This window comes from Aquimarina sp. AWH4_224 (genome assembly GCF_056160245.1).
On record NZ_JBSWWU010000028.1, the window covers coordinates 1 to 13,847 of the forward strand.

General features: G+C 34.3%; 5 protein-coding genes. All 5 read left to right on the forward strand.

Annotation, left to right across the window (positions count from 1 at the left end; all coding sequences use genetic code 11):
• A partial coding sequence (locus ACXAGJ_RS24435; RefSeq protein ID WP_474843788.1) for a non-ribosomal peptide synthetase occupies positions 1–3,580 on the forward strand: 3,580 nt, incomplete at its 5' end.
• 113 nt (positions 3,581–3,693) lie between these two features.
• Positions 3,694–5,310 (forward strand): MBL fold metallo-hydrolase, encoded by a 1,617-nt coding sequence (locus ACXAGJ_RS24440; RefSeq protein ID WP_474843790.1) that lies wholly within the window; start codon positions 3,694–3,696, stop codon positions 5,308–5,310.
• Positions 5,311–5,351: 41 nt separating this feature from the next.
• Positions 5,352–7,211, forward strand: a complete 1,860-nt coding sequence (asnB, locus tag ACXAGJ_RS24445; protein WP_474843792.1) for an asparagine synthase (glutamine-hydrolyzing) — start codon at positions 5,352–5,354, stop codon at positions 7,209–7,211.
• Between the two features lie 128 nt (positions 7,212–7,339).
• A complete protein-coding gene (locus tag ACXAGJ_RS24450; RefSeq protein ID WP_474843794.1) occupies positions 7,340–10,477 on the forward strand; it encodes an amino acid adenylation domain-containing protein in 3,138 nt (1,045 codons plus the stop codon).
• A gap of 62 nt (positions 10,478–10,539) precedes the next feature.
• Positions 10,540–13,847, forward strand: a 3,308-nt coding sequence (locus ACXAGJ_RS24455) for an amino acid adenylation domain-containing protein (protein WP_474843795.1), incomplete at its 3' end; no start/stop codon positions are given.

Genomic DNA, 13,847 nt, shown 5'->3' on the forward strand with positions numbered 1-13,847 from the left:
TTTGTTGGGTGTTTTTATCAACACCTTGCCTCTTCGTAGTGAGTTGGATTATGGATTGAGTTTTGAGGAGTATTTACAAGAGGTTCGTTCTGTGGTATTGTCGAGTTTTGAGCATCAGGATTTTCAGTATGAGGATTTGATAGATATGTTATCGATCGATCGAGATATGAGTCGTAATCCCTTGTTTGATGTGATGTTTGTTTACCAGAACTTTGAGGTTTCTAGTTTAGGATTTTCAGAGGTTGCTATCTCGAGTTATGGAGGTGGTAGTTCTTCGGTGTCGAAGTTTGATTTGACGTTGACTGCTATGGATTCTTCAGATGGTATGTATTTGGAGTTTGAGTATAGTAGTAGTTTGTTTGATCGTTCTACGATTGTTCGTTTTTCAGAATATTTTCAACGTTTGGTATCGGGAGTATTATCAGATTCGAAGACCAGTATTGGTTCATTAGAGATGTTATCGTCTAAGGATAAAGAGGAGTTGTTATACTCTTTTAATGCTACGGATGTAGATTATGGAGAAGCTGATAGTTTTCTATCATTATTTGAGGCTAGTGTAGCTTCTGATCCAGATCGTATTGCATTGGTTTATGAAGGCGAATCTATTAGTTATAAAGATTTATGGGCCAAGGTAAATCAATTTTCGAATTATTTGGTGGCGCAAGGGGTTGGTCGTTCAGAGATCATCCCAGTATGTTTGACACGTTCTTTGGACATGGTTATCGCTTTACTTGGGGTAATGCGTTCGGGTAATGCCTATGTTCCTATCGACCCTAGTTATCCGGTTGATCGTATAGGTTATATCGTAGATGATATTGCAAGTCCATTTCTTATTGCAGAAGATGCTACTTTTTCTTTGGTATCTTCATTTGATTGTACCGTTTTGAATATAAATACTGATCGTTCTGTGATCTCTTCGTTGGATCCAGAGTTTGATATTTCTATTTCGGGAGATGATTTGTGTTATGTGATTTATACTTCAGGTACAACGGGTAACCCAAAAGGAGTAATGATTTCTCATGAAGCATTGCATAATTTTTTATGTTCAATGATTGATACGTTGTCTATAGATGCTTCAGTGTCTTTGCTTAGTGTTACCACTTACAGTTTTGATATTTCTTGTTTAGAGTTTTATATGCCATTATGTGTTGGCGGTCGTTCAATTATAGGTAGTGATGTATCTGTTCAAGACCCCAGGGTTTTAAAGGATTTAATACGTTCAGAATGTCCTACACATATGCAGACGACCCCTTCACGATGGCAGATGTTATTAGATTCGGGATGGGACAATAGTACAGGTGTCACCATTTTGAGTGGAGGAGAAGCTATTACCTCGATCTTACGAGATCGATTGGTTTCGCTTTCAGGAGCTCCGATATGGAACTTGTATGGTCCTACAGAAACTACAATTTGGTCATCAACCTGTTTATTAACTTCGGATAATTTGGTTACCATAGGTGGTCCGATAGCCAATACCAAGCTTTATATATTAGATGAGGATTTGAATTTGGTACCACAAGGTGTTAGTGGAGATTTGTACATATCAGGATTAGGATTATCCAAGGGGTATTACAATCGTCCTACTTTGACAGAGGAGCGTTTTGTAGCGAATCCATATCGTGTTTTAGGTCATGAGTTGTTGTATAAGACAGGAGATGTAGGTCGTTGGTTGTCTACAGGAGAGATTCAGTTAGGTGGTCGTATAGATGATCAGATCAAGTTACGAGGATATCGTATTGAGCTTGGCGAGATCGAGAGTACAATAGTGAGCCATCCTGCTATTAAATCGTCTGCTGTTCGGATGAAGGAGTTATCGGGCGAGAAGTATTTGCTAGGGTATTATGTTACTACTGGCGAAGATGTAGAGGTGTCAGACCTACGTTCTTATCTTCAAGATCGATTACCAGATTATATGATTCCATCATATTTTAAGGAGTTGGATATTCTTCCGATGACGCCCAATGGTAAGATTGATCGTAAATCTCTTCCAGATTTTGAGATTGAGGCGAGTAGCAGCTATGAGGCTCCGAGTACAGCTACAGAGGAGCGCTTAGTTTCGATATGGTCAGAGGTTTTAAAATTGGATACATCGATAATAGGAACTGCTACAAGTTTCTTTGAGTTGGGAGGTAATTCTATTAGAGCTGTGCATGTTATCAATCTCATTGAAAAAGAATTTAATATAAAAATTCCGATAAAATTAATTTTTGAGCACACTACAATTAAAAGCTTGTCTGTCAAAATAATGAACTTCAAGACAAGTACTAGAGAAGAAATCTCAAAAATCAAGCTTAAAGCCAACGATAAGTATAAAACGTCATCTGCACAAGAACGTATGTTTTATAAATATCTGCAGAATACAGATAGTTTAGCCTATAATATTTCGGGAGCATATAAAATTAGTGGAGTTCTGAATGTTCCTAAAATCAAGGAAACCTTGGAGAAATTAGTGGATCGACATGCAGTATTAAGAGCAAATTTTGCACTTTCCAACATTGGAGTACTACAAACAATTAATACTACAAAAAAGGTTAGTTTAACTATTCTGGAAATGGATAAGTATGCTCATCTAGACAATGCGTATTTGGATTTTGTAAAACCATTTGATTTAGAGTCAGAACTTCCTATTCGGTTTGCGTTATTGCCTGTTGATGAGAATACAAACATATTGTTTGTTGACGTACATCATATTGTTTGTGATGGGATATCATTGAATATTTTGATGAACGATTTCAAAGAATTATACCAAAATAAAGCATCTGTAGCTCCAGATTTTAACTATATCGATTATTCTTATTGGCAAAATAATTTGGCTAGTAACTTAAATGATCAAAAAGAATATTGGCTTCATCAGTTGTCAGGAGATCTGCCGGTGTTGACATTACCTATTAGCGGTTCCAAAGAGAGCGCGGATATAACGATAGCAGATTTTAAAACATTAGGAATTACAGATCAAGACTATAAAGACATTAAGAGATTTTTAGTGCAATCAGATGTTTCCGAATTCATGTTCTTTATATCGGTATTTTATATTTTACTTCAAAAATTATCCAATAATTCTGATATTATAATTGGTACAGACGTAATAGGCAGGACACATCCAAGATTTCAAGATGTCATAGGAACTTTCATTAATATTTTACCACTTAGATCAAATGTCGATACAAAAACTTCGTATCAAATATTTTTAGATGATATCAAAGAAAACGTTCTTAATGCCTTCGAGAACCAAGAGTACCAGTTTGACGAAATGATTTCTGAATTATCTAAACAACAAGAGGTTGTGTCAGAGGATCTGGTAAGTGTTCACTTTGCATTTGTAAATTACTTTGAAGGGGAAAAAGAGTTCTTTATTGAAGATCTCAAATTCGAATCTTTGCACTTAATTAAGGATGAAACCACCCAATATGAATTTAAAATAGAAGTTTCAGAACATCAAGATGAGTATGCTGTAAAATTCATTTATAGCAAAGAACTTTATGATAGTGACATTATTCAAGTATTTACCGAATATTACTACAATATCATTAAATCAGTACTACATGATCCTTCGGTCTTGATCGGACAAATAGAAGTTTAAATCTAACTACATCGTATTCTAATAATTCGAATCTGTTTGAAAAATCAAATGGAATAATATAACTGTATCCATATGGATACAAACATTAATTACAAAATCAAATTCTACATAAAATGAGTAAACTTTTTCTTAAACCAAATGTTGTTATAGAACCATTGTTTGATAGATGGTATGCCTGGCCACACTTGATCTCGCCAGCCACAAGTGCAATGAACGTAAAAGGGAGGCACTTAAAGATAATGAACTCTTATATCCAATCTCCTAAAATGCATGAAGCAGCGGTTAAAAATCCAAAAATGCTGGGAGGCCCCTTTATGGATTACGAAAAAGATCGCGTAGAGGATATCAAAGCATTAAAAGATCAGACAGTAAGCGCCCAATCAGATTCGTTGGAGTTTGTAAACGCAATACATGAACTTGATCAAATGCTAAAATCTAATGCCAAAGGGTATTCTTTGGAAACCTTGTATGAGAAAGTTCCTGAAATACTAAAAGGATATGTAGAATTGGTATATGATCTAAATAATAACCCTTCTTATCGATTCTTTGAACCTTTACTTTATAAGAGTGGGTTCTACAACAAGTCCTCACAGAGTATTGCATTATGGATCACTGATAATGATGAAAGGCCATTTTGTTTAAGTACACCTAGATTAGATGAACCCAATGTATTGCATCTAGAGATCCCATTTGATCATCCAGGAATAGATCAATTAAGTAAAATGAAAAGAGAACCTGGGGATGTAGATGATATCGCCAAAGTTTTAGGGGTTTCTGAAGAAGAAAGAGAACTGTTTAATACTTTTTTTACAAGTCAGGAACACCCAACTTATAGCAAATATGAAGGTGATAAAGCACGGATGAGATATTTTGGACATGCCTGTATTTTGGTAGAAACCAAAGATATAAGTGTTTTAATAGACCCCGTTATAAGTTATTATGGCTACGAGTCTACAGTAGAACATTTTTCTGATATCGATATTCCGGATGTTATCGATTATGTATTGATCACTCACAATCATCAGGATCATATCTTATTCGAAACACTATTGCCATTAAGACATAAAATCAAAAACATTATCGTTCCCAGAACTTCAAGTGGAGCATTACAAGATCCAAACCTCAAGCTCATGTTTAATAACCTAGGGTTTAATAACGTAATTGAGATTGATGAAATGGAAACAATAGTGGATCAAAATGTTTCAATTACCGGCTTGCCTTTTACTGGAGAACACAGCGATTTGAATATTAAATCTAAAGCTTGTTTTAGAGTCGCGATCGATGATTTTACCTTCCTTTTTGTAGCAGACTCTAGAATTTTGGAATCCAAAATTTATGATCATGTTCAAAAGATAATCGGGAATATTGATGTGTTGTTTTTAGGAATGGAATGTGATGGAGCACCTCTATCTTGGCTGTACGGACCATTATTGACAGAAAAGATTTCTCGAGAAGATGATCAATCTCGAAGACTTTCGGGTTGTGATTTTGAAAGAGGAATGTATTTGGTAGATACCTTCAAACCAAAAGAAGTATATGTGTATGCAATGGGGCAAGAACCTTGGTTAGAATTTATTAGTAGCATAAAATATACTGAGGATTCGCATCCAATTGTACAGTCTAATATGCTGGTAGATAAATGTGAAGAAAAAGGAATAATAGCGGAACGACTTTTTGGAGAAAAAGAGCTTTTTTATTCATATCAAGAAGCATTAGAAACAGTAGAATAGAGTGAGAAATCATTTATTAAAGTCTTAATAAAGAAAAATTTATGTGCGGTATTTGTGGATTTATAAAACATGATGACATTGTATCAAACGATGATCTTCAGATTGTTCAAAAAATGAATAAGAAATTGATTCATAGGGGACCTGATGATCAAGATACTTTGCTTTTTGATAATGTTGCTTTAGGTTTTACCAGGTTGAGTATTATTGGTCTGAGTAATGGAATGCAACCTTTATACAATGAAGATAGATCTCTGATCTTAATTTGTAACGGAGAGGTATTTAACTATATAGAGTTGAGAGAAGAACTCATCTCCAAAGGGCATAAGTTTAGTACCGATAGTGATATTGAGGTAATCATTCATTTGTATGAAGATCATGGTACAGATTTTCTAAATAAATTAAATGGACAATTTGCATTTGCATTATACGATACAAAAACTAAAAGTCTGTTTTGCGGTCGAGATCAGATGGGAATTATCCCGTTTTACTATACGTATGTGAACAATACCTTCGTTTTTGGTTCAGAGATCAAAGCGATTATTGAACATCCCTTAGTGAAAAAAGAAGTCGATCTTACAGGATTGGACCAGGTTTTTACTTTTGCCGGGCTCATCAGCCCGAGAACCATGTTCAAAGGAATTCATAGCCTTGAAAATGGCCATTTTCTGGTAGTGGATAACAAGGGAGAGATTAAGAAACAAGAGTATTGGGACTTGATTTACCCCGAAGGGGAAGTGGTACTAAATGGAAAATCTGAGGATTACTACCTCAAAGAATTAGAGGGACTGTTCGAATCTTCAATAAATCTTCGATTGCGCGCTGATGTTCCTTCTGGGTTTTATGTAAGTGGAGGACTCGATTCTTCCATGATCGCCATGAAAGTAAATCAATTGGTTCCTGAAGTAAAGAAAAAAGCATTTTCTATCGATTTTATAGATTCGCTTCATTCAGAATCCAATTATCAGAAAATCGTTGCAGAGCAAAGCAATTCTAATTTGAATCAAAAAGTATTTCTGTATGATGACATAAGTGACCGATTGAGGGAATCCATTTATTATAGTGAATGCCCCATAAAGGAAACGTATAATACAGCATCAATGTCTTTGTCAGAAAATGTAAGAGCCAATGGACTCAAGGTAATTCTTTCTGGAGAGGGTGCAGATGAGTTCTTTGCGGGTTATGTGGGGTATCGATTTGATAAGATGCGTCAATTAAACCTAATTGACAATCCCGCGACACCAGAAGAGAGAGCCTTAAGAAAGAAGCTTTGGGGGAACGATTCATTTTTCTACGAAAGAAACTTTTTGGAATTCGAAGAAGAAAAAAGACAGCTGTATTCTAAAGATATTAATGCATCATTTTCTGAGATTAATTGTTTGAACTATCCAATAATCAATAAGGAAAGAATACGTAATAGAGATATTGTAAATACAAGAGCATATGTGGATTATAAAATCCGATTGGTAGATCATTTGGTTTCTGACCATGGAGATAGAATGGCTATGGCCAACTCTGTAGAAGTAAGATATCCCTTTTTGGATAAGAACTTGGTCGAGTTTTCGGCACAAGTTCCTTCAGAGTTAAAACTCAAAGATTTTACCGAAAAATACATTCTCAGAAAAATGGGAAGTAAATTTGTTCCTAAATCTATTATAGAAAGAGAGAAGTTTCACTTTATAGCACCAGGAAGCCCATATCTGATACAGCAAAACATTGAATATATTCAAGATTTGTTGTCTTATGATGTGATCAAAAAACAAGGCGTTTTCAACCCTGATGAGATCGAAAGGCTTAAAAAATTATATGCACAAGAAGGGTATACTATTAATGCTCCTTATGAAAGTGATCTTTTGATTACGGTGATCACTTTTGGAATATTACTAGACACCTTCTTTTCTTAACAAATAAGTAAATATCCCCTCATTTTATCCATCAATAACTTATTGATGAAAGGTCCAGGCTTTTTGAAATATAAAAGTCCGGCAAATACCTACATGTTTAAATCAAAAATAATTTTAAAAAATACCCGATGGTTTTTCAAGAAGAATTAATAAAAAGCCTTACTAGAGCTAAAGAAAATATCGCTATAGAATATAATCAGCATTCTATTACGTATGAACAAATATTGAGAACATCCAATAAGATCACAAAATTTCTTTTAGATCAAGGTATATCTAGAGAAACCTTTGTAGGTGTTTTGATGGATGATAAAGTGGATTTGATTTGTTCGATGATAGGAATCATGAATGCCAGATGTGTATTTGTGCCTATAGATAGCAAACTACCCAAGGATCGTTTGGATAAAATCGTAGAAGAAACGAAGTTAGAATATTTGATCACTTCTAATACTTCTAACGCTACTTTGGAGAATGTCAAAAATCAATTCAATCTGCAGCACATATTAAGGAATGATGATGTGGATTTTGAATATCCAAAATTCGAGAAAGATGATAGCCTTTATGTTTATTTTACTTCAGGTTCGACAGGTACACCAAAAGGGATAATCGGAAAGAATTGTAGTTTGATACAGTTCTTACAATGGCAAATTAGTGAGTTCGAGATTAACAATACTTGTAGAGTTAGTCAATTGATAAGCCCATATTTTGATGCTTTCTTGAGAGATGTTTTCATCCCATTACTAACCGGAGGTACCGTATGTATTCCTTTTGAAGAAGAAGACTTTTTTACACCCGAAAAAATTACCCAATGGATTGATCAGAACGAAATCAGCATGATTCACTGCGTTCCAAGTGTTTTCCGAATTTTTTGTCAGCATCCAAGGTTAGGTGATCATGCTTTCAAAAATTTAAAGCATATTTTTCTTTCCGGAGAAAAAATCATACCCACAGAGCTGAAGAAGTGGTATGATTGCTTTGGAAATACAATTCAACTTGTCAACTTCTATGGCGCTACAGAAACTACAATGATCAGGTCTTTTTACAGGATTCGTCCCGAAGATTCATCCAAACAAAGGATCCCGATCGGAGCTCCTATTGCAGATACCGAAATTTTGATTTTAGACAACGAAAAGAAGCCTGTAAAAGCTCTTATGACTGGAGATCTTTATATCGTTACCGATTATATGTCAAAAGGATATTTGAACAATGTATCATTAACAAATGAGAAGTTCATTGCGCTAAACCAAGATACAGATCAGGAAAAGATTGCCTTTAAAACAGGGGATAAAGGTAGAGTTCTACCTAACAACGTAATTGAATTATTGGGAAGAGAAGATCGCCAGGTTAAACTGAGAGGGATCCGAGTAGAATTAGATGAAATTGAGAATGTTTTATTGAAATCAAACCTCATTAAGAATATCGTTGTAGTAAAAAAAGAAGAAAACCCAGGAAGTGATAAAGCACAGAACAATGGAGTGGGCCTTACAGAATCATTAGTTGCTTTTGTTGTTGAAGCAGAAGAAGGAGTAAGCAAAAAAATAGATCAATATGCACAGGATTATTTACCAGCATATATGCTTCCTTCACGATATGTAGCGGTCAAAGAATTTCCACTACTATCTAATGGGAAAATAGATCTCAAAAAGTTAGAAACCTTAATGGATTCTGATACTTCTGAAGTAGTTCACCCAAGAAACGATATTGAGGAGAAATTACTAGCAATCTGGGAAGAAATTCTAGGAAAACAATCCATCTCGGTGGTAGATAGCTTTCAACGTATGGGAGGAAACTCTTTAAGTATAATGAGATTAATTGCTAAAATTTACACAGAATTTAAAGTGAGAATCTCTCTTAGTCAATTGTTTAAAACCCTTACCATAGAAAGTCAAGCGTTATTTATCCAAAATGCAACAAAGGATAATATTTTCAAGATTTCTAAGAAGGAGCAAAAACCATTTTATCCATTATCCTCTTCTCAAAAAAGAATGTATTTTAACTATGATCTCAATAGAGAAGATACTTCTTATAACTTGCCTATTGTCTTTCAAATGGGAGACAATGTAGATCTGAGTAAGGTAGAAAGCTCTTTTAATAAACTGATAGAAAGACATGAAAGTTTAAGAACAGTTTTTAGCTTCAAAAATGAAAATATTGTTCAGGAGATAAAGGAAACAGATCAGGTAAAAATAGCCTCCATTACTAGTAATAACATGGAGCAAAGTATCCAAGATTTTATCAAACCTTTTGATCTTAATCATGGTCCTTTATACAGACTTGGAGTGATAACCTGTAACGGGAATGAACGATTTTTGATTTTTGACATTCATCATATTATATGCGATGGAATTTCTCAGGTTAATTTGTTTAAAGATTTTTTGACGCTTTACTACGATCAATCCTTAGAGGAGTTAACACTTCAATATTCAGATTATGCAGAATGGGAAAACGAATTTATAACCAATCAAGAGTACATACAACAGCGAGAATTTTGGTTAAAAGCATTTGAGAAAGATATTCCAAGATTAGAATTACCAACATCGAATGATGATGAAGAATTTGATACTGAAGGAGGAAGTACATCTTTTGCAATTGCGAATAGCCAATTAAAACCATTGATTCATAATGTGAAAGAAGGGGATAAGATTACAGATTTTTCAGTGTTATACTCCCTTTTTGTTACTTTTTTGGTTCAATTAACCGGACAAGAAGATGTCGTTGTAGGGATTGCCTCATCAGGAAGAATACAAGAAGAAGTAGAACAAATAGTAGGAATGTTTTCCAAAACGTTACCTATTAGAAGTAAACTAGATACCAAAAATACTTTCAGAGAGATAACTAAGGATATCAGTGCATATTTGGTAGAGGCAACAAGCAAACAAACGTACGACCTTTCGGACATTTTGATGGAGTTGAATAAGAAAACAGAAAATCATATTAAACATCTTTTTGATGTGATGTTCATATATCAAAATTTTGATAAGAAGAAACTAAATAATTTTGCTAAAGACTTCACCTACTTTGATTTTGAGAACAAAACGGCAAAGTACCCATTATCCTTGTTTATTAATGAAGAAGAAAATGAATATCGATTCACTTTTGAGTATGCTTCAAGCGTGTTCACAGCTTCTGATATAGATATCGTTGCTTCGCAATTCAGGGATTTTATGACCTCTATTTTAGAAAGTGTAGACACTGCTGTCATGGATGTTATTGGTGAAGATCATAACACCTTAGAATCTGTAGAGGACGACCTTACTTTCAATTTTTAGGGCAAGCAAACCCTACAACCAAACAAAATTTTACACAAAACATCAATCCTAAAAGTACTACCATGTCTGGAAATTCAATTTTAGATTTTGAAGCATTACAGGTTAACAGAAATATAAAATCCAGAAAATACTGGGAAGAGAGGTTAATAGACGTAGATGTATTGTCTTATATCAATAATGATATTTGTACAACTGGTTACGGTATTGAAAGTTTTTCTGTTCAAAATAAGAAGTTCCCTGAAGAAGTTTTCGATCGACTTGATCAAATCGCATCTTCGGATAAGGCCAAACATGTCTTGTTGATTTCTGCATTATCTGTGTTGATTTCAAAGTACTCTTCTAGCTCAGAGAATGTAATTTTTACACCTGTTTTTGATCTTTCCGAAACTCTTGAACAGAACAATAAGGTGATTCCTGTTAGATTCAAGATCCAGGGAGATGCAAGTTTCAGCCAATTTGTGCATCAGGTTAAAAATGATTTGAAGAATGATTATAGCAATAGTAATTTTCCTTTAACCAAAATGTTGGGACTAAGCCCAGAGGAACTTGATAAACGACCTAAAATTGGGCTATGTCTAAATGCTATTCAAAATAGGGTTGATGTAGAAGATATTTCGCCTGAAATTCTTTTCGTATTTGAGACCGAGAAAGAACTAAGTTTAGAGATTCAATTTGATAGCACTAAGTTTTCATCTGCTTTTATTGATACCCTTGCTGAACATTTTTTTAATCTTTTAGATCAGCTAATTCACCAAAAAGGGATCACTATATCAGAAGTTGATGTTTTGTCTGAGAAGGAGGCTCAACACTTTATTTATGGATTGAATAATAGAACAACTCCGTATCCGCAAGAAGAAACAGTAATTTCACTTTTTCGTAAGCAAGTTAGCAAACATCCAGAAAATACTGCAATCGACATCGATGGAAATACTATTTCTTATAAAGAATTAGACGAGCTCTCGAATAGAATAGCAAATTTTCTGAAAAATGATTTAGAACTAGCAGAAAAGAGTTTGGTTGGGGTTGTTTTAGAATTAGAGAAATATTTAGTTCCAGTTATTTTAGGGATTCTTAAAGCTGGATGTGCATATATTCCTATCGACATAAATACACCAAAAGAGAGAATTATTACTATTGTCAAGAGTTCTGAATTGGATCTTGTGATTACTCGAGGAAATTTTTTGGAGGACCTTAAAGAAGTTGTAAACAACATAGTTGATTTAAACACTTGTCAAACTGAAATAGATGAAGTCCAGCCAACTGATTTGATCAATGAAATCAAAAGCGAAGACTTAGCCTATATTATTTATACTTCGGGTTCTACAGGGATCCCTAAAGGTGTGATGATACCTCATAAATCACTGGTAAACTATATCGATTGGGCATCAAAACAATATCTAAATAATGGTAAAGGTAATTTCCCTTTGTACACATCGATTTCATTTGATCTTACGGTTACATCTATCTTTACACCACTAACCACTGGAAATCAAATCTCAATATATAACGAAAATGAGAAGAGCATTGCCATAGAAAAAATCATAATGGATGATAACATCAATGTTATCAAATTGACGCCTTCACATTTGAAGATTCTAGATCATAGTACTGCTATTCAACCCAATTTCAGCATTCCTCCCAAAAGATTAATTGTTGGAGGAGAAGAGCTTACGTATGAGCTGGCAAATTCGATATATAACAAGTTTAACGGCCATATCACTATTTATAATGAATACGGTCCAACAGAGGCTACTGTAGGGTGTATGATTTATGAATTCAAACCGGAAGATCAATCCATTTCGGTCCCCATAGGTGAGGGAATTCAAAATACCAACATCTATATTTTGGATGAAAACTTAAATGTTGTGCCCAACAATGTACATGGAGAAATATATATATCTGGAGAAGGATTGGCATTGGGATATATTTCTCAAAAAGAGCTTACAGATCAGCGTTTTATTCAACATCCATTTGTAGAAGGAAAAAAGATGTATAAAACAGGTGATATCGGTGTTCGAGATCATAATGATCGGATCATTTACAAAGGAAGAATAGATGATCAAGTAAAAATTAGAGGTTATCGGGTTGAAATTGGTGAAATAGAATATTGGCTATCCTCTTACCCCGAAATAAAAGAAGCAATCGTAATACATAAAAAAGATGCTGTAGCTGGAGATTATCTATCAGCATATTATCTATCCGATTTTGAGTTGGATGATAATGCAATAGAAACGTTTTTGATATCTAAAGTACCTGATTATATGGTACCTTCCTACTTTTGCAAGTTGGATCATTTTCCACTTACCATAAATGGAAAGATAGATAAAAAAGCGCTACCTAATCCACAACTCAAAAAGAATACTCAATTTGTCCCCCCGTCTAATGAATTGGAAGAAAAACTACAAACTATCTGGGGAAAAATATTGCCCATTGAAAAAGAAGAAATAGGAATTTGTCACAGTTTTTTTGACCTAGGGGGGCATTCATTGTTAGCGACTATACTAGTTAATCAAATTTCAAAAGAGCTCAAGATAGCAGTGGGCCTTAAAGATATTTTTGAGTACCCAAGTATTCAAGAACTAGCAAAGCATATAGCTAATGAAGAGCTAACCGATTATTTTGAGATTCAAAAAGCTAAAAAGCAAAAATATTATCCACTCTCTTCTGCTCAGAAGAGACAGTTTGTTCTTAATGAATTAGAGAAAAACTCCATTGCATATAATATGCCTACTATAGTTCGCCTGGAAGGGCAACTTAACAAAGAGAATGTAGCTACTGTTTTCAGAAGTTTGGTGCAAAGACATGAAATACTTCGAACAGTTATAACAGTTGTTGACAATATTCCGATGCAGCAAATAAAGGAAAATATAAACTTCAAGCCCACATATTTTCATTGTTCCGAAGCAGAGGTATCTCAGGTAGTAAAGGGTTTTATAAAACCTTTTGATCTTAGTACAGGTCCTTTACTACGAGTAGGGTTAATAGATCTAGATCCTAATAATCACATTTTGATGATAGATATGCATCATATTATTTGTGATGGAGTTTCAAAAAATATATTGTTTAGAGAATTCTTAGAACTGTATAATGGAGGCGAGCTATTACCAAATCGTCTGGAGTATACAGATTATGTACTTTGGCAACAAAGTGAAAAGCAAGAAACTCAATTAGAGAACCAAAAAGCATTTTGGTTGGAAAAATTTGCCACAGATGCACCTGTTGTAGAAGTTCCAACTGATTTTGATAGGAATGCAGAAGATGACCGGGAAGGAGGAGAACTGCTCATTCAATTTACAGAAGAAGAAACAAACGAGCTTAGAAAAATAACAGAAGAACAGCAAGTCACTATGTATATGGTGTTAGTATCCGT